The sequence below is a fragment of the Celeribacter sp. HF31 genome (genome assembly GCF_011806455.1).
Classification (GTDB): domain Bacteria; phylum Pseudomonadota; class Alphaproteobacteria; order Rhodobacterales; family Rhodobacteraceae; genus Celeribacter.
Genome location: NZ_JAATOT010000005.1, coordinates 80424 through 104955, shown reverse-complemented (window position 1 = coordinate 104955; position 24532 = coordinate 80424). Strand labels below are relative to the sequence as shown.

The following is a 24532-nucleotide window of genomic DNA, read 5'->3' as shown; positions in this document are numbered from 1 at the left end:
ACATTCTTTTGCGGCCGCGACAAAAATCCGCAGCGACGACGGATCACTCGGATGCAGTCCCCGCCGAAAAGCTCGCCAAAGCCTGCGCCAGATCGACGCCCTGCTCGCCCGATTGCATCAGCCCCTGATAGGTGCCCTGACGATCCTCCACGCTCTTGTGCTGGTTGACCTTCCATTTGCCCTCAAGCCGCGAAGGCCGGAGCCGCAGCCCTACGATGCCACGTTTCAACGCCGCCACATAGGGCACGGGCGCGTCCGAGACGGCCCAGGGCTTTGCACGCCCCGCCTCATGCTGGTGGGTCAGGGCGTCAAGATGCGCGCCAAGGCCCTCCGTGTCATTAAAGGCCTCAAACGTCCCATGCGCATGCACCACGATATAGGCCCAGGTCGGCACGACTTTGCCATCCACCTGTTTCGACGGATAAAACGACGGCGAGACATAGGCCTGCGGCCCCTGAAAGATCAAAACCGACCCGGTGCCGGCCAATTTCCAATGGGGATTGGCCCGCGCCAGATGAGTCTCGATGACGGTCTCGCCGGCCTCTTCGCGCACCACCACAGGCACATGCGAAATTTCGATGCCCTCGTCATGCGGCGTGACAAGCGCGGCAAAGCCGATCTCCGCCATCACATGGCGCAGCATAGCGGGATCGTCGATGGCGGAATTGTTCGGTCGGTACATGGGGAGGCCTCCTGTTGCCCCTGACCTAACACGCCTGTCGCCTTCATTGCAGTCGTAAATACTCAAAAGCCAAAGATCATCCACGCAGGTCCTTCGGGCTTTCCATCACGATATAGGAGGTGATCGAGGCGACATTCGGCACGGTGCCCAAGACCTCGGTGTGAAAGCGTTTGTAGGCAGTCAGATCGGCCGCCTCGACGCGCAGCAGGTATTCAAACGCCCCCGCAATATTGTGGCATTCCTTGACCTCGAAAGCGGTCTCCATCGCCGCCTCAAAGCCCTTTTGCGAGGCCTTGTTGTGCTCCGACAGACCGACGGCGATATAGGCCAGAAACCCCTGCCCGACCTGATCGCGGTCAATCACCGCCCGGTAGCCCCGGATCACGCCCAGACGTTCCAATTCGCTCACCCGGCGCGAGGTGGCGGAAGGCGACAGACCAATACGGTCCGCCAAATCGAGATTGCTCAACCGCCCGTCCCGCGCCAGTTCGCGCAATATCTTTTCGTCGATTTGATCCATAACCGTGATGTCTTGCAAAATTTCTTCACTCACACGAGATCTTTGCACGCCCATTGCAAAAGAGAAAGATTAATCTCACCGCAATGGATACGACACTCTTCCTCGCCCTTTTGGCCTTTGCCTTCGTCACCTCGGTCACGCCGGGGCCCAACAACCTGATGCTTCTGGCCTCGGGCGCCAATTTTGGGCTGAACCGCACGCTGCCACATATGTTGGGGATCACGCTCGGGTTCACCTCGATGGTCTTCATCGTCGGGCTGGGTCTGGCCGAAGCTTTTGAAACCTTTCCGCTGCTCCGTCAGGTCATGTTGGTGGTCGCGGTGCTCTACATGCTTTGGCTCGCGTGGAAAATCGCGCATGCCTCCGCGCCGAAAGAGGGCGAAGCGGACGGCAAACCGATGACACTCTTGCAAGCCGCCGCCTTTCAATGGGTCAATCCGAAAGCCTGGATCATGGCGATCGGCGCGCAGACCAATTACGCGCAGGACACCACGTGGAGTGCGGCGGGGATCGTCGCCATCGGGTTCATGTTCATGAACGTGCCCGCGATCACGATCTGGGCCTGGCTCGGTCAGGAAATGCGTCGGATTTTGACCAATCCGCGCCGTTTGGTGGCGTTTAACTGGACAATGGCCGCTCTTTTGGTCGCCTCTCTGCTGCCGATCCTTTTCCATTAAGAAACCGTCATATAAGAGTGATTAAAGGCGGCAATATTTTGCGCCGCCACTGGCGGATTTCAAGACGGGAGACAGGAGCACATCATGAGCTTTGACAAGGAAGCCCAGGACTGGCTGGAAGCGGAACTCGCGGACACGCTGGACGAGGAATGGGAGATTGAGCTTGAGGACTCCATCCTGTCGCGTGAGATCAAGAAGATTTACCAGAAAGAGCATCCCGACATGCTCGAACGCTCGGTCTATTTCCGCGAATTGTTGCGGCTTCAGGCGGAGTTGATCAAGCTGCACGATTGGGTCGAACAGACCGGGCAAAAGATCGTCGTGCTGTTCGAAGGCCGTGATTCTGCGGGCAAAGGCGGCGTGATCAAACGCATCACCCAGCGTCTCAACCCGCGTGTCGTGCGCGTCGTGGCGCTTCCCGCGCCCTCGGACCGGGAAAAATCGCAATGGTATTTCCAACGCTACGTGCCGCACCTGCCGGCGGCGGGCGAAATGGTGCTGTTTGACCGTTCGTGGTACAACCGCTCGGGCGTCGAGCGCGTCATGGGCTTTGCCGATGAGGATCAGGTCGAACAGTTTTTCCAGGACGTTCCCGAGTTTGAACGCATGCTGGTGCGCTCCGGCATCAAGGTGGTGAAATACTGGTTCTCGATCACCGACGAAGAGCAACAGATGCGCTTTCTCATGCGCATTCACGACCCGATGAAACAGTGGAAACTCTCGCCGATGGACCTGCAATCGCGCATCCGTTGGGAGGATTACACCAAGGCGAAGGAAGACACCTTCTTCCGCACCAACATCCCCGAGGCGCCGTGGTATATCGTCGAAGGCAATGACAAGAAACGCGCGCGGCTGAATTGCATCGACCACCTGTTGTCGATGTTCGATTATCACGAAATCGAACATGAGGAGGTGCATCTGCCGGAGCGGATCTACAAGAAAGACTACGAACGCGCCGTGCTGCCGCCGGAGCTTTACGTGCCGCGGAAATACTAACTTTCTGTAAGCCCCTCAAAGGCCAAGACGTCAGCCCGCTGTCTGAGCGGGCGTGACGTCAAGCTCCTGACCCAGCCAGGCCAGATAGTCCCGAATCGCAGTTTCGTTGCGCTTGCAATAGGACCATTTCAAGTGCTTTTGCACCGTGATGAACCCGGCCTGGCGCAAGAGGTCCAGATGACGGCTCGCTGTCGGCTGTGAGACGCCCAGCGCCTCGGCGATCATTGTCATGCAGACACCAAACTCCACCGGGTCAGCCGACCATTGATGCCCGAAATGCCGCGCGGGGTCTGCCAGCAGATGCAGGACCTTGAGACGCTGCGTACTGGCCATCGCTTTGATCCGGATTTCGATTTGGGTTGATCTGTTCATAGGCACCATCATATAGTTAATTAGCTAAGTGACAATATGGTATGACGTCATGCTGGAGCTGCCGCACACAGAGCTGATCGAAGGCCACGCCATCCGCTGGGGAAAACTCGGCAATGGCCCACCGCTTGTGGCGCTGCACGGCACGCCGTTCTCCGCGCAGGTCTGGCGCCGGATCGTGCCACATCTGGCCCCGCACAGAACCGTCTATTACCACGATATGGCAGGCTACGGCCTGTCCGAAAAACGTGAGGGCCAGGATGTATCGCTTGCCGTGCAAAACCGGATACTGGCCGCTCTGTTTTCCCATTGGGGACCAGAATGGGGCGACACCCGCCCGGATGTGTTGGCCCATGATTTCGGCGGCGCCACCGCTTTGCGTGGCTATTACCTCAACGGATTGCGCTATGCCTCGCTGACGATTTTCGATGCCGTCGCGCTGGCGCCCTGGGGCTCGCCCTTCGTGCAGCATGTCCGCCAGCACGAGGCCGCCTTTGCCACGATGCCCGACTATATGCACAGCGCCCTGTTACGGGCCTATCTACAAACCGCCGCGCATCTCCCGCTGTCCGAAGAGGCATTGACCCTCTACAGCGCGCCTTGGCTCGGTCCGGTTGGGCAACCGGCCTTTTACCGGCAAATTGCCCAGATGGATCAGCGCCACACCGATGAGATCGAGGGCCGTTATGCAAAAATGGACTGTCCCGTCACCGTGCTTTGGGGACAAGAAGATGCATGGATCCCACATGAAAAGGGCGAGGCACTGGCCGCCTTGATCTCCGGCCGTCCGCTTGTGTCTGTCCCGACCTCAGGCCATCTGATGCAAGAGGATCGCCCGGAGGTCCTCGTGGCCGCCGTTTTGGACACCCTTCTGGTGACGTCGCGCGCCCACGCGCAAAATCGTGATGCCTGAGAAGGCTTCCCCAAACCCGCGCCCTGCCCTATATCCTTTCTTATGTTTGGCGATTTTCTCAAAACCCTGCTGCAACCGGCGCCTGCGCCTTTGAAAAACAATGACGCGTGCCGTGCGATGGCAGCGCTTTTGGTGCGTGTGGCGCGCTCGGATGGCGTCTATGCCCCCGAAGAGGCGCAGCGGATCGAAAAGCTGTTGATGACGCGCTATGAGCTTGGGCCGTTTGAGGCCGCGAACCTGCGTGCCGAAGCCGAACAATTGGAAGCCGAGGCGCCCGACACGGTGCGTTTCACCCGCGCGTTGAAAGAGGCCGTGCCTTTGGAGGAGCGTATCGGCGTGATCGAAGGGCTTTGGTCCGTGGTTCTGGCCGACGGTGTGCGCGATGAGGATGAGGACGCTTTGCTGCGTCTGGTCGCCAACCTTTTGGGCGTCAAGGATCAGGACAGCGCTTTGGCGCGGCAACGGGTTGAAGCCAACCGCTGAAACCAACCACTGAGGCGAGAATCGTCCTCCGCCTCCATCTTTGGCAAAGAACAACCTGAGCGCGACAAACGAAAGTGTTTGCCCCCAACCCCGCCTAAGCCCTAGGCGTGCGCCTCCGATTTGATCAAAAACCCGGCGGGACGCAGCGGCAAACTGCCGTTCATAGTTGCATCTGCTGAAAGATTAGCCCTAACTCTTGGCAATGCTGACCAAAGATTCAAATTCCGCACTGCCCGTCATCGAAATCCGTGATTTGCACAAATCCTACGGAGAGCTTGAGGTGTTGAAAGGCGTCTCCATGACCGCACCGCGCGGCCATGTGACTTCGCTCATCGGCTCGTCGGGATCCGGGAAATCCACGCTTCTGCGCTGCGCCAACCTGTTGGAGGACAGCCAGAAGGGCGAAATTCTGTTCAATGGCGAACCCATCAGTTGGACAGGCGAAGGTCTGCACCGCCGCCCCAGCGATCGCAAACAGGTCACCCGCATCCGCACCAACCTGTCGATGGTGTTCCAGCAGTTCAATCTCTGGGCCCATATGACCATCCTGCAAAACGTCATGGAAGCGCCGATCACGGTGATGGGACGCGACCGCAAGGAGGTCGAGGAAAAGGCCCGGATGTATCTCGACAAGGTCGGCATCGGCGACAAATGCGATGTCTACCCGGCGCAGATGTCGGGCGGCCAGCAGCAACGCGCCGCCATCGCCCGCGCGCTTTGCATGGAGCCGCAGGCATTGTTGTTCGACGAACCCACCTCCGCGCTCGATCCAGAGCTCGAACAAGAGGTGATCAAGGTGATCAAGGCGCTGGCCGAAGAAGGCCGCACGATGATCATCGTAACCCACGACATGCGCATGGCCGCGGATATTTCCGACCATGTCGTGTTCCTTCACAAGGGGCTGATCGAGGAGGAGGGCCACCCGTCCGACCTCTTCGGTGCGCCCAAATCCGAACGGCTCAAACAGTTCCTCAGCGCGACTGTTCCGGCCTAACCATAAGCGCTACCAATGGGAGATTTCACATGAAGAACATCCTTCTTTCCGCTGCCGCCCTCGCCCTTTTGGCGGGTGCTGCCTCCGCCGAAACCGTGCGTCTGGGCACCGAGGGCGCCTACCCTCCGTACAACTACATCGACGACAACGGCGAAGTGGCCGGTTTCGAGCGCGTGTTGGGTGACGAGCTTTGCGCCCGCGCCGAACTGACCTGCGAATGGGTGACAAACGACTGGGATTCGATCATTCCGAACCTCCTGTCCGGCAACTACGACGCCATCATCGCCGGCATGTCGATCACCGACGAGCGCAAGGAAAAAGTCGACTTCTCGCAAAACTACACCCCGCCGTCGGCCTCCGCCTATGCGGCCATGTCCGAAGGCGTTGACCTCGAAGGCGGCATCGTGGCGGCGCAGGCCTCCACCATCCAATCCGCCCATGTGGTCGAAACCGGCGCGACGCTTCTGGAATTCCCGAGCTTCGAAGATGCCGTGGCCGCCGTGCTCTCCGGCGAAGCCGACGCGGTTCTGGCCGACAAGGACACGCTCGTGCCCGTGGTCAGCGAAGGCGAAGTGATGTTCGTGGGCGACGACGTGCCCCTGGGTGGCGGCATCGGCATGGCCTTCCGCAAATCCGACCCGGAACTGCGCGCGAAATTCGACGCGGCGATCCAGTCCATGAAAGACGACGGCACGCTCAACCCGCTGATCTCCGAATGGCTCGAAGACAGCCCGACGTTCGAATAATGAATCTCGTGGCGGGGCCCTCGCGCCCCGCCGCTCCTGACCCACAGGTGTCCCATCTTTTCCTATTGCGCCGATCCTGACACGCTCGATCGCCTCGCTTGGCTGAGCTGTTATATGACGACCGGAAAGCACATGGCTTTCTACACCTCCTTCGGGACGGTGCTTTTGCTTTTGGCGGTCACGGCCCCTTTGGCGCTGGGGTTCGGTTTTGCCGCAGCCGCCGGATCGCGCTCGGCGTTTTTTCCGGTGAAATGGCTGTCGAATATCTACATGGCCATCGTGCGCGGCGTGCCGGACATCGCGTTTTTCCTGTTTTTCGTCATCGCCCTCGATCAGGGTCTGGAGTGGATGCGCCATCAGGTGCTCTGCCCCGATTGGGATCAGCCAATCCGTCAGGGCAATGATTTCATCGTCTGCGCCGCCGCCAAGCTGCCGCAGAATTCCGCGCCCGAGATCTATCACCAGATTTACGGTTTTGCGCTGGCGGTTCTGACCTTTGCCATCGTCTTTGGCGCCTTTGCCGGCAATGTCGTCGCAGGCGCGTTTAAGGCGGTGCCGCATGGCCAGATCGAGACCGCCGAAGCCTACGGCATGACCAAACGCCAGACCTTTTGGCGCATCATGGTGCCGCAGATGTGGACCTATGCCCTGCCCGGTCTGTCGAATCTCTGGATGGTGCTGATCAAGGCCACGCCTTTGCTGTTCCTCTTGGGGGTCGAGGATGTGGTCTATTGGGCCAAGGAACTGGGCGGGACCAAGACCGCGCGCTTCACCGACTACCCGCATGGCGACTGGCGGATGTATTATTTCTTTGGGCTACTGGTGTTCTACCTGCTGTTCACCAAAGTCTCCGAAGTGGTCCTGAGCCGCATCACCCGCAAGCTCTCCCACGGTCAGGCCACCGCCGCAGGCGAGGCCATGCGCAAAGCGGGAGCGGGCGCATGAGCTGTTCAGAGACCATCGCAAGCTACGCCTTCCGCTCTTTGGGCTTTGGCGAACGCCGCTTGCCGACCACCGACATCACGCTTTGCGATCAGGTGACGCTGATCGGCTCGGGCATGTTGTGGAACATCTATTTCGGCCTTTTGGCAATCCTCTTCGGCTTTTTCTCAGCGCAGGCGATTGCGCTCGCGAAAGCCTCCTCGAACAAAGCCATCCGCAAACCCGCCGAATGGTTCATCTTCGTGTTCCGCGGCTCGCCCTTGTTCATCCAGTTCTTCTTTGGCTACTTCCTGTTCCTGAGCCTCAAACAGGCCTTCCCGCTGTTTGGCAACCTGACGGACGCCTGGCTCGGCGCCGCGATTGTCCTCTGGCTCAACACCACCGCCTATTCCGCCGAGATCTTCTTTGGCGCGCTCATGGCCGTGCCGAAAGGCGATCTGGAAAGCGCCGATGCCTATGGATTCTCCGGCTGGCCGCGCTTTCGCCGCATTGTCTGGCCGACCATGCTGCGGCTCGCCTGGCCCGCCTATACCAATGAGGCGATCTTTATCTTTCATTCGACCACGCTGGTGTTCTTCTCCGGCTTCCCGGCCTTGCAGCAAAAAGGCGACGCGCTTTATTACGCCTCCTATTTTGCCGACAAGACCTTTAACCCCTTCATCCCTTATCCGATCCTCGCGGGGTATTTCGTCTTGGTGACGCTCTGCATCATCACGATCTTCGGCCTGATCGGAAAACGGCTGAACCGCCACCTGCCGCAGGGCCGTATAAAGCGCCCCCGGCTTATGTCGCAAATTTTCAGATAGTGTGCAGATATGATCTCCCCTCACGGCTGGCTCGCCCAGAACCCCCATGTCAAAACCATTCGCATCGCGGCCGCCGACCTCAACGGTCAGGCCCGAGGCAAACGCATGTCGGCGCGGTTTGCCGATAAGGTCGAAACCGAAGGCACGCGGTTTCCACTGTCGGTTCTGAACCTCGACATCTGGGGCGAGGACATTGAGGACAGCCCTCTGGTCTTCGAGAGCGGCGATCAGGACGGGGTGCTTTTGCCGACCGAACGCGGCTTTCTGCCGCTGCCTTGGCTTCAGGGCGCGCCGACCGCGCTTTTGCCGATGTGGATGTTCCGCGAAGATGGCAGCCCCTTTGACGGCGATCCGCGCCAAGCTCTGGCCCGCGTGCTGGAGCGCTACAAGGCAAGGGGTCTCACCCCGGTGGTGGCGACCGAGCTGGAATTCTACCTGATCGACGACAGCTCGCGTCAGCTCCGCGTGCCCCGCTCGCCGCGCTCCGGCAAACGTCGTCCGGGGGCGGAAACGCTGGCGCTGCGCGCGCTCGATGCCTTCGACATCTTTTTCTCGGAACTGTTCGAAGCCTGCGAAGCGATGGACATTCCGGCGGACACCGCGATTTCCGAGGCGGGCCTTGGCCAGTTCGAGATCAACCTCGCCCATTCCCCCGACGCGTTGAAAGCCGCTGACGATGCCTGGCTCTTCAAGCTGATGGTCAAAGGTCTGGCCCGCAAACACGGGTTTGCCGCCTCTTTCATGGCGAAACCCTATGACGAATACGCCGGCAACGGCATGCATACCCATTTCTCGATGCTCGATGAGAACGGCGACAACATTTTTGACGATGGCTCGACGGCGGGCACCGACATGATGCGCCACGCCATCGCCGGGTGCCTTTCAGCCATTCCAGACTCGACCATCCTCTTTGCGCCGCATGGCAATTCCTACGACCGTCTCGTGCCCGGCGCCCATGCGCCGACGCGGATTTGTTGGGGCTATGACAACCGCACGGCCGCCGTGCGCGTGCCGGGCGGGTCGCACAAAGCGCGCCGCATCGAGCATCGTGTCTCGGGCGGTGACGTGAACCCGCATCTGATGATCGCCGCCATTCTGGGTGCCGCGCTCATCGGCATGGAGGACGAAATGACAGCGCCCCCTGCGATCACCGGCAATGCCTATGCCCAAGGTCTGCCGGAGATGCCCGGCGAGTGGGGCACCGCGATCGACACCTTTGCCGCCTCGCCGTTGATGAAACGCATCTTCCCCGAGGAACTGGTCCGCAACCTGACCCTGACCAAACGTCAGGAGCTTCGGGACTGGGCCGAGCTGACTCCAGAGGAGCAGGTCGAGCTTTATCTGGACACGGTTTAAGCGGGCTTTCAGATATTTGATCAAATTCCCGCGTTTCGCTGCATGCCCCCTTGTCGGGCCAGCAGCGAAGCGCTAGCGTCGGGCCATTCCAACGCTTTTGGTGACTTATGAAACTCGGCATTCTGCAATGCGGACACGCGCCTGACCCCGTCGCGCAAATACACGGGGATTTTCCATTGATGTTCAAACGTCTGTTTGATCGCCCGGATTTTTCCTACGAATATTGGGACGTCGAACATATGGACTTTCCGAAAGGCCCCGAGGACGCCGACGCCTGGCTTTTGACCGGCTCGAAACACGGCGCCTATGAGGATCACCCTTTCATCACACCGCTCGAAGAGTTGATCCGCGACATCCATGCCTCTGGCCGCCGGATGTTGGGCATCTGCTTCGGCCATCAGATCATCGCCCAGGCTCTCGGCGGCACGGTCGAGAAATACGAAGGCGGCTGGGCCGTCGGGCGGCAGATCTATGACATCCCGCCTTTGGGGCCCATTCACCTCAACGCCTGGCATCAAGATCAGGTCACGCGCCTGCCCGAAGGAGCCGAAGTGCTGGGCGGCAATGACTTTTGCACCAACGCGGCTCTGGTCTATGATGACAGCATCCTGACCATTCAACCGCACCCGGAACTGCGCCCGGCGATCATCGCGGACTACCTCAAGGCACGCGCGAATGATCCCGCCTACCCCGCCGATCTGATCGCGCGGGCCAAAGATGAAAACGACAAACCGACCGATGACAAACGCTTCGCGGGTCTCATGGCGGCGTTTCTCGAACACGGGCGGGAGGCCCTGATCTGATGGAGTTTCTCGACCAACTGCCCGAAGCCGCTTTGGAGTATCTCGACGGGCGCAGGCTCGATGAGGTGGAATGCATCGTGGCCGATCTGTCCGGCATCGCCCGCGGCAAGGCCATGCCCGCCGCGAAATTCGCCAAACAGTCGCATTTCTACCTGCCGAATTCGATCTTCCTTCAGACCATCAACGGCGATTGGGTCGATGACGCCGAGGCGCCTTTCACCGAGCCGGACATGGTGCTGGTCCCGGACTTTGAGACCGCCACAGCCGCGCCCTGGACCGGGGATCTGACGCTTCAGGTCATCCACGATGTGCTGGATCAACAGGGTGAAATGGTGCCCACGGCCCCGCGCAACGTGTTGAAACGTGTGGTTCAGCTTTACCACGATCAGGGCTGGGACCCGATTGTCGCACCAGAGATGGAATTCTTTCTCGTCGCCCGCAACGTCGACCCGAACCAACCGGTCGAACCGCCGATTGGCCGCACGGGTCGGCGCGCGGCCCAGCGGCAGGCCTATTCCATGTCGGCGGTGGACGAATACGGGCCCATTATTGATGACATCTACGACTTTGCCGAGGCGCAGGGCCTCGAGATCGACGGCATCCTCCAGGAAGGCGGCGCCGGTCAGATCGAGATGAACCTGCGGCACGGCGATCCGGTCAAACTGGCCGATGAGATGTTCTATTTCAAACGGCTCATTCGCGAGGCCGCCCTGCGTCACGATTGTTTCGCGACCTTCATGGCGAAACCCATTCAGGACGAGCCGGGCTCGGCGATGCACATCCACCATTCGGTGGTGGACATCAACACGGGCGAAAATATCTTCTCCAACCCGGATGGCTCCGAATCCGAGGCCTTCATGCATTTCATCGCGGGGCTGCAAAACCACACGCCTTCCGCCATCGCCATGCATGCGCCCTATGTGAACAGCTATCGCCGTTACGTCCGCGATTTCGCCGCGCCCATTAACCTCGAATGGGGCCGTGACAACCGCACCACGGGGCTGCGTGTGCCGATCTCTGGCCCCGAGGCACGTCGGATCGAGAACCGTCTGCCGGGCATGGATGTGAACCCTTATCTGTCGATCGCGGCCTCTCTGGCCTGTGGCTATCTCGGCCTCATTGAGCGCCGCGAGCCGCGTGCGGAATATATCGGTGACGCTTACGCCTCCGCCGATGGCATCCCGGATACGCTGTCGCGCGCGCTCGACCTTTTGGAAAGCTCCACGCAGATGCAGGATGTCTTGGGCCCGGATTTCGTCCGCGTCTACCTTCAGGTCAAACGCGCGGAAAACGATGCCTATCTTCAGGTCATCAGCCCGTGGGAGCGCGAGCATCTTTTGCTCAATGTCTGAGGACATCGCGTTCAAAATCAGGGGCCTTCGGGCCCCTTTTTCATGGCCATTCGCACCGCACCGCAGCATGTGAAATTTTTGCGAAATTCCGCCACCCCAGACGCGCAGCACTAGATTTTTCGCCGCCGAACACTTACAGTAAATCCGAAAGAAGAATTCCAAAAAGGTGAAAATATGAGTCTCGGGCCCAATGTCTACGACGCCGAACCGATCCCGGAAGAGGCGCGCGCAATCGTCGAACAGCTGCTGAAGTCCGGCGATCTGTTCCGCTACACGGCTGCGAAAGACGCCCCCGTGACGCTCTTGGAACAGGAGTTCGCCGAGATGCTGGGCGCGAAATATGCCCTCGCCGTGGCCTCCTGCTCCGCCGCTTTGTTCCTGTCCCTGAAGGCTCTGAACCTGCCGCGCGACGCCAAGGTCCTGATCCCCGCCTTCACCTTTGCCGCTGTGCCCTCCTCCATCGTGCACGCGGATTGCAAACCGGTGCTCGTGGAATGCGGCGACAACTACCGCATCGACCTCGACGATTTCCACGCCAAGATCGAAGACGCCGATGCCGTGATGATCTCCCACATGCGGGGTCACACCTCCGATATGGATGCGATCAAAGCCGCCTGTGACGCGAAGAACATTCCGCTGATCGAAGACGCCGCGCACTCCCTCGGCACCGTCTGGGACGGGCAGAATATCGGCACCATCGGCAAGATCGGCTGTTTCTCCTTCCAGTCCTATAAGCTTTTGAACGCGGGCGAAGGTGGCATCATGATCACCAATGATCCCGAGGTCATGGCCCGCGCCGTCATCATGTCCGGCGCCTATGAGCACAATTGGGGCAAACACAATCCGCAACGCGACAATGCGCTGGCCGAGGCCTTTGCCAAATGGCAGAACCAGCTGCCGCTCTACAACACGCGCCTGTCGAACATGTCCGCAACCCTCGTGCGCCCGCAGTTGGGCGAGGTGCCGCGTCGTGTGGCCGACGGTCGTCGCAACCACGATTACACCGCCGCGCGTCTGGAAAGCTCGCCCTTCCTGACCGTGCCCGCCAAGCTCGACAAAGAGGTCCGCGCACCCGACAGCCTGCAATTCAATCTCGTTGATTTCAGCCGCGAAGACGCCATTGCCTTTCAGAATGCCGCGAAAGCGCGTGGTGTGTCGGTGCAGGTCTTCGGTCTTTCGACCGACAACGCGCGGGCCTTCTGGAACTGGCAATTCCTGGGCGAGACGCCCGAGCTGCCGAAAACCCGCGAGATGCTGTCCAAGGCCTGCGACACCCGCCTGCCTGCGCGTTTGACCGAAGAGGATTGCGATTTCATCGCCGACGCCCTGATCTCCGCCGCAGCCGAGGTCAAAGCGGTGAAAGTCGCCGCCGAGTAAACCGGCCCCACATGACTTCGAAACGCCTCCCCGCACGGGGAGGCGTTTTGCGTTACAACAGCTTGAGATAGCCGCCCAGCCACGGATATTGCGCCACCACCGGATCGACGACCTGCTCTTGCAACAAAGGCCCCAGTTGTTGGGCAATTTCGGTCGCCATTTCCGACATACCGTCGCGCCGCACCGTGAGCGAAATTTTCCGTGACAAGGGGGCGACCGGCAAGGGAATGGCCTCGATCTCATCGGCATAGCGCCCGGCGTTCAACACGCCCAAAGACGACAGAACCGTCCAGCCCGAACCGCCTGCCACCATCGCCAAAATCGCGCGGTAGCTGTCCAGTTCGAACCGATGCGTCAGCGTCATCCCCTCGCTGCTCAGATGCTCCGCCAACATCCGCCCCATCACATGGCGCCGCGTGTATTGGATCAGCGGCAGTTGGCCCGGCGCATCATGCTGGCCTTTCGGCACCACAGCCACAAAGGGGTCCTGCAACAAGGGATGCCGCTCGAACCACTCCGCACTCTCGCCCAGCTCAGCCGCCACGATCACATCGAGCGCGCGGTTTTCCAACCGATCCAGCAAGCGATGCGACGGCCCGGTCTCCAATTCAAACCGCGTCTCCGTCAGGTGATCCGCCATCTGCGTGATCATCATCGGCGTCACGGAGGCCTCGAAATCCTCGACCATCCCCAACCGCAAGTGCCCCAGATGGCTGAGATCCAGCCCGGCAATCTCAGAACGCGCACGGGCCGCTTCCAAAAGAATGCTTTGCGCCCGGCGACGCAACACGCGCCCTGCGGGCGTCAGGCTCATCGGGCGTTCGCGCCGGTTGATCAACTCGGTGCCCAGAGCGGTTTCCAAGTTAGAGATTTGCTGCGACACGGCAGAGGGCGACGCAGCAAGGCGTTTGGCGGCGGCGGAGACCGAACCTTCTTCGGCCACAGCAAGAAACACCTCCACCCCCCAAAGGGTCAACCGCCCAACCTTGTCACTCATCCCAACGACCTCCCGTTTCCTTTGCTGCCCTAAATACTCAAAAAAGCTCACAGAAAAAAGAAAACCCTGATCCTTGGGATCAGGGTTTGCATGAGTGTCAAAGCGGGACGCTTATTTCATCTTCGACAGCTTGTCCTGAAGATCAGCGAGCTGTTTCTTGATCTCGCTCAGGTCTTCCTTGGTCTCCTCCGGCTCAGCGCTCGGTCCGGACCAATTTTGGCCCATACCACTCGCCATGCCGCCGGTCATCGCCTTGATGAAAGCTTCCTGCTGCGCCTGAAGCGCCTCGAAGCCCGGGATTTGCGTTCCGAAATTTTGCATCATCTGCTCCTGGCCCTGACGCAGCATGTCAAAGCTTTGCGCCAGAAACTGCGGCACGACGGATTGGATGTCGGTCGTATAGCTGCGCACCAGATCGGTCAGAACGCCCAAAGGCAGCACATTTTCGCCGCGGCTTTCGTGTTCCGCGATGATTTGCAAAAGATATTGACGGGTCAGGTCATCACCGGATTTCAGGTCGACGATCTGAACGTCACGCCCCTCGCGGATAAATCCCGCGATGTCTTCGAGCGTCACGTAATCCGATGTTTCCGTGTTATAAAGCCGCCGGGACGCGTAGCGTTTGATCAGCAGCGGCGCAGAGGTATCCGCAGGTTTTTTATCTGTGGCCATATTGGGCTCCCCTCCCTTTATTGGCAATGAAACGAGCCTAAGCGAGCGATGCTGCAAAAGCAAAAGAAATCCGGCCAGAAATGTTAACGCAACCAAGTCCTGGGCCGCCTGGCTGTCGACACAAAAAAACGGGCCTCTGAGAAGAGAGGCCCGTTTCGCGATCCACATTTTCAGGGAGGAGGAAAAAATGCGGAGAGGTTACTCGTACTGACGTCTAACGCTTACTTCGCCGTCGCTTTTTTCGCGGCTTTGGTCATTTCATCCGTCGCTTTTTTGGCAGCGGCGGTCATGTCTTCGCCCATGTCTTTGCCAGCGGCCAGCATCAGTTCGACGGTTTCCATCTGAACTTTCTTGGCCACTTCGGCGAAGGCGGCCATGTTTTCGGCGGCCATTTCGGCTTGGGCGGAGGCGAAATCGGTCATCGCCTTGGTGTAATCGGTCGGCTCTTCTTTCACGGTGGTGATTTCGGAGACTTTGGTCAGGGTTTCCTTGGTCCATTTCGAGGAAATCTCGGAGGATTTCTCGGCGGCTTCGATCGCCACTTTGGACATTTTCTCTGCGAGGGAGGCTTGGGTTTTGAAGCTCTCCTGCATCGCAGACATGTCAATCGGGAAAGAGCCCATCATGTCTTTCATCATCTTCGAAAAATCGTCGGTCTTGGCCATATCTCGTAGTCCTTCTGGCATTTTGCGAAATCGGCCCCTACCGGTCTGGCACGGGTTTTCGCTTTGGTCTGCGCTTCTGAACGCCTGTTCAGTTCGCGTTTGCACAAACAATATGCATGCCGCAGTGCAGAAAATCAAGCGATTTATGCTGCACTGCGGCAAAAGACAGAAAATATCGAGATTTCAGGCATTTGCTCTGACGTACGTCAGAGATGTCAGGGCGTCGCTTGGGATTTGACGTAATTCCCGGGCGCCGGACCGAGGATCTCCGCCCCCGAATCGCCGGGCTGACGCGCAGGGACCATCTTGCCGGACCGCGCGTGCAGCCATTTCTCCCAACGCGGCCACCAGGAGCCTTGATGGAACTGCGCCCCGGCCTTCCACTCTTGCGGAGACAAGCTCAGGTCCGTGTTGGTGTAATGGCCATATTTCTTTTTCGACGGCGGATTGACGATCCCGGCGATGTGGCCGCTCTCGGACAGGATAAAGGTCTTGTTCTTCGAGCCCATCTGGCGAATGCCATTGTAGGAACTGTCCCAGGCGGCAATGTGATCGGTCTCGCAACCGATGGCGCAGAGCGGCACGGTGACGTCCGAGAGATGCACCGTGGTGCCGCAAATCGAAAAGCCCGAGGTGGCCAGTTCATCGCGCTGACACAGGCCCCGCAGATATTGCACCGCCATCTTGCCCGGAAGGTTGGTCGCGTCGCCGTTCCAATACAACAGATCGAAGGCGGGCGGCGCCTCCCCCATCATATAGCTGCGAATGGCGGGCTGATAGATCAGGTCGTTGGAGCGCAGATAAGAGAAGGTCCGATTCATGTAGAGCGATTTCATCAGGCCGGTGCGTTTGGCCTCCGCCTCGATCCCATCGACGAAATCGTCATCGAGGAAGACGCCCACCTCGCCCTGATCGGAGAAATCCGTCAGCGTCGTAAAGAAGGTCGCAGATTTCACCGACGTATCGCCGCGTTGTTTCATCAACCCCAGCGTGATCGACAGGGTCGTGCCCGCGATGCAATAGCCGATCACGTTGATCTTCGGCTCCGACGTGATCTTTTTGACCTGCTCGATGGCGGTCAGGAACCCCTCCTCGACATAATCATCCATGCGCACATCGGCATAGCCCTCATTCGGGTTGACCCAGGAGACGACGAAAACAGTGTAGCCCTGTTCCGTGATCCATTTGATCAGCGAGTTCTGTTCGCGCAGGTCGAGAATGTAGAATTTGTTGATCCAGGGCGGAAAGATCAAAAGCGGCGTCTTATGCACCTCTTCGGTCAGGGGCGCATATTGGATCAGCTCGAACATGCGGTTGCGAAACACCACCGAGCCTTTGGACGTGCCGATATTCCGGCCCACCTCGAACGCTTCCTTATCGGCGAGATTCACGATCATCTCGCCATGGTGATCCTCCAGATCGCGCACGAGGTTCTCAAGGCCCTTCACAAGGCTCTCGCCATCGGTCTCCAATGCGTGCTGCAAAGCGTCCGGGTTGGTCGCGAGGAAATTCGTCGGCGACATCATGTCGATGATCTGCCGGGTGAAATAATCCACCCGCCGGCGATCCCGTGCGTCCATCCCTTCGAGATCGGTGACGGCGTTTTCCATCGCCTCGGCGTTGAGCATGTATTGCTGTTTGAGAAAGTTGAAATAGGGATTGCTCTGCCACAGAGGGTTCTGAAACCGGCGGTCTTTCGGCGTCTCGTCGGGCGGTGGCGTCAGGTCGCCGTGGCTGAGCCTCTGCTGGGCGTCGACGTAATGCTTGAGCGTCTTGCCCCAATGGCTCACCTGATGCTCGATCACCCGGGCCGGGTTGTTCATCATTTCGGCCATATAGGCGCTGGCGGCCTTGAGAAACAACTCCTGACTGGGCCCCTGAAGCGAGGGAGGAATCGGCTTTTTCTGTGCCAGCGCAGCAACAAGACGCGCGGAAAGCTCTTCGATTTTGACAATATTCTCGTTGAGCTTGTCCAAATCCTGTTGTTTTTCCTGCGTTTTGACCTCTCCATCCCGAGCCATTGCGCAACCTCCCCAATTTTTTGCACTTGCAGCATCGTAAAATGCTGTAAGACTATATCAGTTACGATAGCGACAGACTTGTCCTGTGGGAAGACGAAGCCGCAGATTGCGACGCTCTACCTCAGAGGTCAGGCCTGTCACCGGCACACACAGGAGGCCCACATGCGCTTTATGGCTACCTACGATCTGATGGAAACGATCCGCAACACGAACCAATGGCTGGGCGCCTCGGCTCAGGCCTTTGGCTCCTACCCGGCGATGGCGATGATGCCCAACCCCGGCATTCAATGGCTCGCCGCCTGGGGTCAGGTGACGGAGCGCGCCTTTTCGCGCATGGTCACCAAACCCGACTGGGGCATCGACACCGTTGTCGGCGAAGACGGGCGTGACCACCTTGTCGACATCGACATCGAGGTTGCGAAACCCTTTGGCGATCTGATCCATTTCAACGTGCAGGGCCGGGACGAGATGAAGCGCCGCGTGCTTTTGGTCGCACCGATGTCCGGCCACTACGCCACGCTTTTGCGCTCGACCGTCATTTCGCTTTTACCGGACTGCGAGGTCTATATCACCGACTGGCACAACGCCCGTGACATCCCCGTGTCTGAGGGCAAATTCGATGTCGAGGATTATACCCTCTACCTCGTCGACTTCATGAAACATCTGGGCCCGAACACCCATGTGATCGCCGTCTGCCAACCGGCGCCTCTGACGCTTGCTGCCACCGCCTACCTCGCCGAAGAAGACCCGAAGGCCCAGCCACGATCCCTGACGCTCATCGGTGGCCCGATCGACCCGGACGCGACGCCCACGGAAGTCACGGATTTCGGCAACCGCGTCACCATGGGCCAGCTTGAAAATTCGATGATCCAGCGTGTCGGCTACAAATACAAAGGCGTGGGCCGCAAGGTCTACCCTGGCCTGTTGCAGCTCAGCTCCTTCATCGCGATGAACATGGACAACCACTCCCAGGCCTTCGCCGATCAAATCTCGCGCGTTGCCAAGGGCGAGGCGGGCGAACATGACCGCCACAACAAATTCTATGACGAATATCTCGCCGTTATGGATATGACCGGCGAATTCTACCTCTCGACTGTTGAACGCATCTTCAAGGGCCTCGAGATCGCGAAGAACGAATTCACCGTCGCTGGCAAAAAAGTTGATATCGGCAAGATCACCGACGTGGCGGTGAAAACCGTTGAGGGCGAGAATGACGACATCTCCGCGCCGGGCCAATGTGTCGCCGCGCTGGATCTCTGCACCGGCCTGCCGGACAGCAAGAAGGCCGCGCATCTCGAACCCGGCGCCGGGCATTACGGGATTTTCGCGGGCAAAAGCTGGCGCAACAACATCCGGCCTCTGGTGCTCGACTTCATCGACGCCAACTCGGGGCCGCGGGTTGTGGCCGGGAAAGATACCGAAGCGAAAGCGGGTTGAAAAAGACGGCGCCCGAGAGGCGCCGTTTCTTTGAGTATTTTCACCAAGAAAAAGATCAGCCTCGAAACACTCACCGCAGCACGAAGGGTGCTTCGGCTTCGAGCCATGCCTTGAGCGCGCGCGACACGGTTTGCGGCGCTTCCAGCATCGGCAGATGGCCGGCCCGCTCGATCAGGACAAGATCCGCGCGCGGCATGAGCTGGGCGATGAAATCCTGACGCCTTGGCGGACAGATCGTGTCCGAGGCGCCGCCGATCACCAGCGCCGGAATGCGGGCGCGCCGCAGGACGTTTTGGTGATCCGGGCGACGTTGCAGAATGCGCGATTGGCGCAAATAGGTCTCAAGCCCCGCCTCCATCGCCATATCGAGCCAATGGTCACGAATGGCGTTGCGATGGGGCGTCTCGAAAAGCGCGGTCGTGGGCAGTTCTTCCCACAAAACCTCGCCAAAGCGGCCCGTCTTGGCCTTGATCATCCGCGGCTCGCGGGCGGCGGCGGCATTGGGCGGCTCCGCCTGCGCAGAGCCGGAGATCAGCGCGATGCGGCTCACCCGTCCGGGCGCGCGGCGCAGGATTTCGGTCGCGACAGAGGCGCCCAGATCATGCCCCGCCACCGCGAATTTCGGCGGCGCGACGGCCAGCACCGCATCGGCCATCTCGGTGAGGCTCTCGCCCAGCAAAGGCGCGACCATCACGGCATGGTGACGGCTCAGATCATTGATCTGATCGGCGAACACCCGGCCATCGGCCAGAAATCCGGGCAGCAGAACGAGGCTCTCGGTCATCAGTCAATCCACAGGAAAACTTGCATTTTTCTCACATGCCGCAGGACAGAGGGTCAAGCGCTCGTGAGATCACTTATCCGTTCAAACTCCGGCCAGCACATCAAAGATCGCCGCCTCGATGATCTTGAGGCACTCGACGGTGGAGAAGGAATGATCCGCCCCTTTGACCAGAGTGAGGCGTATATCATCGCCCACCGCATGATCGAAGAGCTGCATCGCGGTCTCGACCGACACGGAGGTGTCCGCCGTGCCCTGAAGGAAGCGCACCGGGAAGGGCAGCGCCAAGGGGCTGCGCAGGATCAGATGGTCGCGCCCGTCCTCGATGAGGCGCCGGGTGATCGGATAAGGGTCGGCATAATCGGAGGGCACCATGACGACGCCCTCGTCGATGAGCGCCTTGCGCTGTGTCTCATCGAAGCCGGCCCAAAAGCCGTCTTCGGTAAAGTCAGGCGCGGCAGCAATGGTCACAAGGCCGCCGACACGCGGATGAATGCGTTTGCACATCAAAAGCGAAATCCAACCGCCCATGGAGGAGCCGACAAGCACCTGCGGGCCATCCGTGAGCGCTTCGATCACCGCCTGCGCATCCTCCGCCCAATCGCCGATACAGCCGTCACGGAACTCTCCGGCGCTTTCTCCATGCCCCGAGTAATCGAACCGAAGGAAAGGCCGGCCCTGTGCCGCCGCCCATTGTTCGAGCGCCACGGCTTTCGTCCCCGCCATATCCGACATGAACCCGCCAAGGAACACAACGCCGGTGCCCTCGCCCTCAAGACGATTGTAGGCAATGCGGCGGCCGGAGGGGGTGTCGAGATAATCGGTCATGTTTGGCTCCCTTTTGAGATGAGTGCTATCGGTCCTGCCGAGGGTTTGCAATCAATCGCGCGTTAGTCTTTTTCCATGGCGAAAAGCGAAAAGCCCTCCTCGACCTCTTCAAGACGAAACGCAACAACAGCTCCCGCCAGTGCCAACCCTGCGAAACTCAAAAGCGCCGCATGCGGACCGAGGGCAGAAGCCACGGCGCCGATCACACCCGATCCCAGCAAAATCACGCCGATCACCGTGTTGGCAACGGCGGTATAGGCGGTGCGCTGATCTTCGGGGGCGAGATCGACAAGGTAGGTGGAGCGGCCCTGACGCACGCCGTGATAGCAAATCATCAAGAGAAAGAGCGACAATGGGATGGCCCAAGAGGTCGCGGAGAGCCCCATGAGATCAAGCGTGACACCCAACACGAGGGCGGCGGCGCCGAAGAGGCCCGAGAGTGCCAGCACAGTTTTCGACGAGCGATCCGCGAGCCGCCCCCAGACGTAGGACGACAAGAAAGACGCGAGCGCGGAGGCCAGAACGGAAGCGCCCAAGGCCTCAAACGTGCCATTGCCCGCCTGTGCGCCTAAGACGATCAGATAAGGCGGGGCGAGTGCCGTGCCGGTCAAAAGCCCCCGGGCATAGATAAAGCGGCGCAGCATGGGCTTGTGTTTGAGAAGTTTGAGCTGGGCCAGAACCTTTTCGCGGCCCTCGCCGGGGTCCTTTTCCTCACGCAGAGTGGAGAAGATTGCGAAGGCCAGCCCCCAAAGCACGGCAGCCGCCGCAAGTGCGCCGATCACCAGAGCGTAACGGTCCACAGGCGCAAAGATCAGCAAAAGCGCGAAGGCCACAACCGCCACGGAGGACACGGAACTTGCGGTGCCGGTAACCGCACCGCGTCGGGTCTTGGCGATGGTCTTGCCCAAGATGTCTTTGTAGCTGACCGAGGCCACCGAGCGCGACACGGCCAGAAAGGCGACGGCGACACAGGCCGCAACGCCCGCGGCCCAGCCGGTCAAAGTCAACCCGATGAGCACGAGAGCGGCGGCGGCAATCCCCTGCCCCAGACCGGCCAAGGCCCAGGCCCATTTGCGTTGTGCCATACGGTGAACGCGCGGCGCGGTGAAAAGCTGCGGCAAAAGCGCACCTGCCTCGCGGATCGGCACCAAAAGCCCGATGAGCGCGGCCGGCGCGCCCAGATGCGACATCAGCCAGGACAGGACCAATTTGGGATCGAACAGCCCATCGGCAGATTTGGTCATCGACAAAGCACCGACATGGCGCAGGAAATTTGTGGGTTCGGCCCGCGTTGCCTGATCGCTCAGACCCTCGGCCGTGCCTTGCGCGTCTTTCGAACCGGACAGGGTCCGAAACAGACGCTCGGAAAGAGACATATGGGAAACCTTTCACATTGACTTTACACATTCAAAAGAAGACATAGGGCAAACACATATACCCGCAACCGGGCGCTTGGTAGGCGCCAAACCGACGAGGAGAGCCTAAAGATATGGCACCGATTTCTCTCACATTCCCCGATGGCAATTCGCGCGAGTTTCATGCTGGCGTGACCCCTGCCGATGTGGCCGCAAGCATTTCCAACAGCCTTGCGAAGAAAGCGATCTCCGCGTCCGTCAACGGTCAGCACTGGGACCTCCAGTGGCCGATCAACGCGGACGCCCAAATCGCCATTCACACCATGCAAGACGATGCGCCGGCGCTCGAACTGATCCGGCATGACCTTGCGCATATCATGGCGCGCGCGGTGCAGGAACTTTGGCCCGACGTCAAAGTGACCATCGGCCCGGTGCGCGACAATGGCTGGTTCTATGACTTCGACCGCGAAGAGCCGTTCACGCCCGAGGACCTTGGTCAGATCGAAGCGAAGATGAAGGACATCATCAACGCCCGTGAGCCGGTGAAGACCGAAGTGTGGGGCCGTGACGAGGCGATTGACTATTACAACGCAAAGGGTGAGCCTTTTAAGATCGAGCTTGTGAACCGCATTCCCGAAGGCGAGGATTTGCGGATGTACTGGCATGGCGACTGGCAGGATCTCTGCCGCGGTCCGCATTTGCAACACACCGGGCAAGTGCCTGCGGATGCCTTCAAACTGACCCATGTGGCCGGGGCCTATTGGTTGGGCGACAGCTCGCGTCCGATGTTGCAGCGCATCTATGGCGTGGCTTTCAAGAACCGCAAGGATCTGAAGGCCTGGGAATTGATGATGGAAGAGGCCGCCAAGCGCGATCACCGCAAGCTGGGCAAAGAGATGGACCTCTTTCACATGCAGGAAGAGGCGCCGGGTCAGATTTTCTGGCATCCGAACGGCTGGAAAATCTACACCACGTTGCAAGATTACATGCGTCGCCAACAAGAGCGTGACGGCTATGTCGAGGTGAACACGCCGCAGGTGGTGAACCGCAAACTCTGGGAAGCTTCGGGGCATTGGGACAACTATCAGGAAAACATGTTCATCGTCGAAGTGGACGAGGATCATGCCCGCGAGAAGACTGTCAACGCGCTGAAACCGATGAACTGCCCCTGTCACGTGCAGGTGTTCAATCAGGGTTTGAAATCCTACCGCGACCTGCCGCTGCGCATGGCCGAATTTGGCTCGTGCAACCGCTATGAACCCTCGGGCGCGCTGCACGGCATCATGCGGGTGCGCGGCTTCACGCAGGACGACGCGCATATCTTCTGCGAAGAAAAGCACATCGAAGCGGAGACCAAGAAGTTCATCGAGTTCCTCGCGAAAATCTACGCCGATCTCGGGTTCAACGACTGGTCGATCAAGCTTTCGACCCGTCCCGAAAAACGCATCGGGTCCGAAGAAAGCTGGGATCACTCCGAAGAATCTCTCGGCAACGCCTGTAAAGCCGCCGGTTACGACTATGAGATTCAGGAGGGCGAAGGGGCGTTTTACGGGCCGAAGCTTGAGTTCGTGCTGACCGACGCCATCGGCCGCGAATGGCAATGTGGCACGCTTCAGGTTGACCCGAACCTGCCGGAGCGACTGGACGCCAGCTATATCGGTCAGGACGGGGCGAAACACCGCCCGATCATGCTGCACCGCGCGGTTGTGGGCTCTTTCGAGCGCTTCATCGGCATTCTGATCGAAGAGCACGCGGGCAAACTGCCCTTCTGGCTCGCGCCCCGTCAGGTCGTTGTGACCACCATCGTCTCCGAGGCGGATGACTACGCCGCCGAGGTCGTGGCCGCTCTCAAAGCCGCCGGTGTGCGGGCCGAGGCCGACACGCGAAACGAGAAGATCAACTACAAGGTCCGCGAACACAGCCTCGCCAAAGTGCCGGTGATTCTGGCCGTCGGTGCCCGCGAGGTCGACGATAAGACCGTCTCCGTGCGCCGTTTGGGCGAAAAACAGACCGCGATGATGTCACTTGCGGACATCGTGGCTGAGCTGAAAGACGCCGCACTCGCGCCGGACTTGAAATAATTCAGACATATCTGAAACGAAAAGGCCCCCGCTTCGGGGGCCTTTTGCATTGCGGCACACGCGATATCGCTTTTTGCGTGAGAATTGTTACAGGTGCAGATCGGCGGATTTTGGCCGACAAATACTTGAGTATACGCTCAAAATAGATACCTCACAAAAATTCCAGACATTGAATGTGGACCTCGCGGACCAGTTTCGCCGCCGGATCAAATCACAAATCCGTTTGTTTCACCCCCTGACACACGCGTCAGGTGACGTCCCCGTGAATGGCCTGTGACCGCCCCGGTGGGCCAATCTGTGTTCACCGCCACTGACGGCGGAAACGCATGAACCTAACGGGAGACACACCCAATGAGCACTCAATCGAAAACCCTCGCCCTTCTTGGCGCAATGACCGCCGCCCTCTCCATCGCGAACGCCGCCTCTGCCCAAGAGCAGGAAAAATGCTACGGCGTGGCGCTGGCCGGTGAAAACGGCTGCGCGGCAGGTCCGGGCACGACCTGTGCCGGCACCTCGAAAGTCGACTACCAAGGCAACGCCTGGACGCTGGTGCCCGCCGGCACCTGCGCCGACATCGAGCTTCCGGCCATGATGGACGGCACAGAACGCATGGGCTCGCTCGAAGCGCTTGAGCGCGACCTGCCGATGGACAGCTAACCGGTTTGGCCCGGCGCGTGAC

Annotated in this window: 25 protein-coding genes; 15 read left to right on the top strand and 10 right to left on the bottom strand. The window is 59.7% G+C overall.

The features are described from left to right. Positions 1 to 43: 43 nt before the first annotated feature. Together HCZ23_RS12100 and HCZ23_RS12095 are read right to left on the bottom strand one after the other, a co-directional pair. Positions 44 to 682, bottom strand: coding sequence for an FMN-binding negative transcriptional regulator (locus tag HCZ23_RS12100; protein WP_167601988.1), 639 nt, complete (start codon positions 680 to 682; stop codon positions 44 to 46). 76 nt (positions 683 to 758) lie between these two features. Continuing rightward, positions 759 to 1202 (bottom strand): Lrp/AsnC family transcriptional regulator, encoded by a 444-nt coding sequence (locus tag HCZ23_RS12095; RefSeq protein ID WP_175580903.1) that lies wholly within the window; start codon positions 1200 to 1202, stop codon positions 759 to 761. Positions 1203 to 1285: 83 nt separating this feature from the next. On the opposite strand from HCZ23_RS12095, the gene HCZ23_RS12090 reads away from it, so the two are divergent. After that, a complete protein-coding gene (locus tag HCZ23_RS12090) occupies positions 1286 to 1879 on the top strand; it encodes a LysE family translocator (protein ID WP_167601987.1) in 594 nt (197 codons plus the stop codon). An 84-nt stretch (positions 1880 to 1963) separates the two neighbouring features. Then, complete coding sequence (ppk2, locus tag HCZ23_RS12085; protein ID WP_167601986.1) at positions 1964 to 2875, top strand: polyphosphate kinase 2; 912 nt, start codon at positions 1964 to 1966, stop codon at positions 2873 to 2875. 30 nt (positions 2876 to 2905) lie between these two features. Here the strand turns inward: ppk2 and HCZ23_RS12080 are convergent, their stop codons facing one another. Continuing rightward, positions 2906 to 3247 (bottom strand): helix-turn-helix transcriptional regulator, encoded by a 342-nt coding sequence (locus HCZ23_RS12080; protein WP_167601985.1) that lies wholly within the window; start codon positions 3245 to 3247, stop codon positions 2906 to 2908. A 49-nt stretch (positions 3248 to 3296) separates the two neighbouring features. On the opposite strand from HCZ23_RS12080, the gene HCZ23_RS12075 reads away from it, so the two are divergent. From HCZ23_RS12075 to HCZ23_RS12030, 10 genes are all read left to right on the top strand, one after another. Next, a complete protein-coding gene (locus HCZ23_RS12075; protein WP_167601984.1) occupies positions 3297 to 4157 on the top strand; it encodes an alpha/beta fold hydrolase in 861 nt (286 codons plus the stop codon). Positions 4158 to 4199: 42 nt separating this feature from the next. Beyond that, entirely contained in the window at positions 4200 to 4640 is a 441-nt protein-coding gene (locus tag HCZ23_RS12070; protein WP_167601983.1) for a TerB family tellurite resistance protein, read from the top strand. Between the two features lie 202 nt (positions 4641 to 4842). Continuing rightward, on the top strand, positions 4843 to 5634 hold the full coding sequence (locus tag HCZ23_RS12065; protein WP_167601982.1) for an ABC transporter ATP-binding protein: 792 nt from the start codon (positions 4843 to 4845) through the stop codon (positions 5632 to 5634). Between the two features lie 29 nt (positions 5635 to 5663). Further along, on the top strand, positions 5664 to 6380 hold the full coding sequence (locus tag HCZ23_RS12060) for a transporter substrate-binding domain-containing protein (RefSeq protein WP_167601981.1): 717 nt from the start codon (positions 5664 to 5666) through the stop codon (positions 6378 to 6380). Positions 6381 to 6434: 54 nt separating this feature from the next. Next, the gene (locus tag HCZ23_RS12055) at positions 6435 to 7325 is read left to right on the top strand and encodes an ABC transporter permease subunit (protein WP_167602239.1); all 891 of its coding nucleotides are present in this window, start codon (positions 6435 to 6437) and stop codon (positions 7323 to 7325) included. After that, the gene (locus tag HCZ23_RS12050; protein ID WP_167601980.1) at positions 7322 to 8128 is read left to right on the top strand and encodes an ABC transporter permease; all 807 of its coding nucleotides are present in this window, start codon (positions 7322 to 7324) and stop codon (positions 8126 to 8128) included. The genes HCZ23_RS12055 and HCZ23_RS12050 overlap by 4 nt, the downstream gene beginning before the upstream one ends. A gap of 9 nt (positions 8129 to 8137) precedes the next feature. Next, a complete protein-coding gene (locus tag HCZ23_RS12045; RefSeq protein ID WP_167601979.1) occupies positions 8138 to 9484 on the top strand; it encodes a glutamine synthetase family protein in 1347 nt (448 codons plus the stop codon). A gap of 179 nt (positions 9485 to 9663) precedes the next feature. Then, a complete protein-coding gene (locus tag HCZ23_RS12040; RefSeq protein WP_368487351.1) occupies positions 9664 to 10287 on the top strand; it encodes a type 1 glutamine amidotransferase in 624 nt (207 codons plus the stop codon). Continuing rightward, positions 10284 to 11639 (top strand): glutamine synthetase family protein, encoded by a 1356-nt coding sequence (locus HCZ23_RS12035; RefSeq protein ID WP_167602238.1) that lies wholly within the window; start codon positions 10284 to 10286, stop codon positions 11637 to 11639. Before HCZ23_RS12040 ends, HCZ23_RS12035 begins: the two co-directional genes overlap by 4 nt. Before the next feature lie 174 nt (positions 11640 to 11813). After that, positions 11814 to 13016 (top strand): DegT/DnrJ/EryC1/StrS aminotransferase family protein, encoded by a 1203-nt coding sequence (locus tag HCZ23_RS12030; protein WP_167601977.1) that lies wholly within the window; start codon positions 11814 to 11816, stop codon positions 13014 to 13016. 52 nt (positions 13017 to 13068) lie between these two features. Here HCZ23_RS12030 and HCZ23_RS12025 read toward each other — a convergent pair whose 3' ends face one another. From HCZ23_RS12025 to HCZ23_RS12010, 4 genes are all read right to left on the bottom strand, one after another. Beyond that, a complete protein-coding gene (locus tag HCZ23_RS12025) occupies positions 13069 to 14013 on the bottom strand; it encodes a LysR family transcriptional regulator (protein WP_167601976.1) in 945 nt (314 codons plus the stop codon). A gap of 111 nt (positions 14014 to 14124) precedes the next feature. After that, positions 14125 to 14685: a polyhydroxyalkanoate synthesis repressor PhaR gene (gene phaR, locus HCZ23_RS12020; protein WP_167601975.1), complete on the bottom strand. Its 561-nt coding sequence runs from the start codon at positions 14683 to 14685 to the stop codon at positions 14125 to 14127. A gap of 221 nt (positions 14686 to 14906) precedes the next feature. Continuing rightward, complete coding sequence (locus HCZ23_RS12015; protein WP_167601974.1) at positions 14907 to 15350, bottom strand: Phasin; 444 nt, start codon at positions 15348 to 15350, stop codon at positions 14907 to 14909. 215 nt (positions 15351 to 15565) lie between these two features. Continuing rightward, positions 15566 to 17371, bottom strand: coding sequence for an alpha/beta hydrolase (locus HCZ23_RS12010; protein ID WP_167601973.1), 1806 nt, complete (start codon positions 17369 to 17371; stop codon positions 15566 to 15568). Between the two features lie 162 nt (positions 17372 to 17533). On the opposite strand from HCZ23_RS12010, the gene phaZ reads away from it, so the two are divergent. Next, entirely contained in the window at positions 17534 to 18808 is a 1275-nt protein-coding gene (phaZ, locus tag HCZ23_RS12005; RefSeq protein ID WP_167601972.1) for a polyhydroxyalkanoate depolymerase, read from the top strand. Positions 18809 to 18878: 70 nt separating this feature from the next. Here the strand turns inward: phaZ and HCZ23_RS12000 are convergent, their stop codons facing one another. The 3 genes from HCZ23_RS12000 to HCZ23_RS11990 form a co-directional block, all read right to left on the bottom strand. Continuing rightward, positions 18879 to 19592 carry an alpha/beta fold hydrolase gene (locus HCZ23_RS12000; RefSeq protein ID WP_254870279.1) on the bottom strand — a complete coding sequence of 238 codons (714 nt, stop codon included), beginning with the start codon at positions 19590 to 19592 and terminating at the stop codon, positions 18879 to 18881. 81 nt (positions 19593 to 19673) lie between these two features. Then, positions 19674 to 20417 carry a carboxylesterase gene (locus HCZ23_RS11995; protein WP_167601971.1) on the bottom strand — a complete coding sequence of 248 codons (744 nt, stop codon included), beginning with the start codon at positions 20415 to 20417 and terminating at the stop codon, positions 19674 to 19676. Between the two features lie 62 nt (positions 20418 to 20479). Beyond that, entirely contained in the window at positions 20480 to 21793 is a 1314-nt protein-coding gene (locus HCZ23_RS11990; RefSeq protein WP_167601970.1) for an MFS transporter, read from the bottom strand. A 113-nt stretch (positions 21794 to 21906) separates the two neighbouring features. On the opposite strand from HCZ23_RS11990, the gene thrS reads away from it, so the two are divergent. Further along, positions 21907 to 23853, top strand: coding sequence for a threonine--tRNA ligase (gene thrS, locus HCZ23_RS11985; protein WP_167601969.1), 1947 nt, complete (start codon positions 21907 to 21909; stop codon positions 23851 to 23853). 351 nt (positions 23854 to 24204) lie between these two features. Further along, positions 24205 to 24510, top strand: coding sequence for a DUF2282 domain-containing protein (locus HCZ23_RS11980; RefSeq protein WP_167601968.1), 306 nt, complete (start codon positions 24205 to 24207; stop codon positions 24508 to 24510). Positions 24511 to 24532 lie beyond the last annotated feature (22 nt).

What these genes read in the sequence shown, in the direction of transcription:
- HCZ23_RS12100 (WP_167601988.1), bottom strand. Translation starts at nt 682, where the DNA reads ATGTACCGACCGAACAATTCCGCCATCGACGATCCCGCTATGCTGCGC.
- HCZ23_RS12095 (WP_175580903.1), bottom strand. Translation starts at nt 1,202, where the DNA reads ATGGATCAAATCGACGAAAAGATATTGCGCGAACTGGCGCGGGACGGG.
- HCZ23_RS12090 (WP_167601987.1), top strand. Translation starts at nt 1,286, where the DNA reads ATGGATACGACACTCTTCCTCGCCCTTTTGGCCTTTGCCTTCGTCACC.
- ppk2 (WP_167601986.1), top strand. Translation starts at nt 1,964, where the DNA reads ATGAGCTTTGACAAGGAAGCCCAGGACTGGCTGGAAGCGGAACTCGCG.
- HCZ23_RS12080 (WP_167601985.1), bottom strand. Translation starts at nt 3,247, where the DNA reads ATGAACAGATCAACCCAAATCGAAATCCGGATCAAAGCGATGGCCAGT.
- HCZ23_RS12075 (WP_167601984.1), top strand. Translation starts at nt 3,297, where the DNA reads ATGCTGGAGCTGCCGCACACAGAGCTGATCGAAGGCCACGCCATCCGC.
- HCZ23_RS12070 (WP_167601983.1), top strand. Translation starts at nt 4,200, where the DNA reads ATGTTTGGCGATTTTCTCAAAACCCTGCTGCAACCGGCGCCTGCGCCT.
- HCZ23_RS12065 (WP_167601982.1), top strand. Translation starts at nt 4,843, where the DNA reads ATGCTGACCAAAGATTCAAATTCCGCACTGCCCGTCATCGAAATCCGT.
- HCZ23_RS12060 (WP_167601981.1), top strand. Translation starts at nt 5,664, where the DNA reads ATGAAGAACATCCTTCTTTCCGCTGCCGCCCTCGCCCTTTTGGCGGGT.
- HCZ23_RS12050 (WP_167601980.1), top strand. Translation starts at nt 7,322, where the DNA reads ATGAGCTGTTCAGAGACCATCGCAAGCTACGCCTTCCGCTCTTTGGGC.
- HCZ23_RS12045 (WP_167601979.1), top strand. Translation starts at nt 8,138, where the DNA reads ATGATCTCCCCTCACGGCTGGCTCGCCCAGAACCCCCATGTCAAAACC.
- HCZ23_RS12040 (WP_368487351.1), top strand. Translation starts at nt 9,664, where the DNA reads ATGTTCAAACGTCTGTTTGATCGCCCGGATTTTTCCTACGAATATTGG.
- HCZ23_RS12030 (WP_167601977.1), top strand. Translation starts at nt 11,814, where the DNA reads ATGAGTCTCGGGCCCAATGTCTACGACGCCGAACCGATCCCGGAAGAG.
- HCZ23_RS12025 (WP_167601976.1), bottom strand. Translation starts at nt 14,013, where the DNA reads ATGAGTGACAAGGTTGGGCGGTTGACCCTTTGGGGGGTGGAGGTGTTT.
- phaR (WP_167601975.1), bottom strand. Translation starts at nt 14,685, where the DNA reads ATGGCCACAGATAAAAAACCTGCGGATACCTCTGCGCCGCTGCTGATC.
- HCZ23_RS12015 (WP_167601974.1), bottom strand. Translation starts at nt 15,350, where the DNA reads ATGGCCAAGACCGACGATTTTTCGAAGATGATGAAAGACATGATGGGC.
- HCZ23_RS12010 (WP_167601973.1), bottom strand. Translation starts at nt 17,371, where the DNA reads ATGGCTCGGGATGGAGAGGTCAAAACGCAGGAAAAACAACAGGATTTG.
- phaZ (WP_167601972.1), top strand. Translation starts at nt 17,534, where the DNA reads ATGCGCTTTATGGCTACCTACGATCTGATGGAAACGATCCGCAACACG.
- HCZ23_RS12000 (WP_254870279.1), bottom strand. Translation starts at nt 19,592, where the DNA reads ATGACCGAGAGCCTCGTTCTGCTGCCCGGATTTCTGGCCGATGGCCGG.
- HCZ23_RS11995 (WP_167601971.1), bottom strand. Translation starts at nt 20,417, where the DNA reads ATGACCGATTATCTCGACACCCCCTCCGGCCGCCGCATTGCCTACAAT.
- HCZ23_RS11990 (WP_167601970.1), bottom strand. Translation starts at nt 21,793, where the DNA reads ATGTCTCTTTCCGAGCGTCTGTTTCGGACCCTGTCCGGTTCGAAAGAC.
- thrS (WP_167601969.1), top strand. Translation starts at nt 21,907, where the DNA reads ATGGCACCGATTTCTCTCACATTCCCCGATGGCAATTCGCGCGAGTTT.
- HCZ23_RS11980 (WP_167601968.1), top strand. Translation starts at nt 24,205, where the DNA reads ATGAGCACTCAATCGAAAACCCTCGCCCTTCTTGGCGCAATGACCGCC.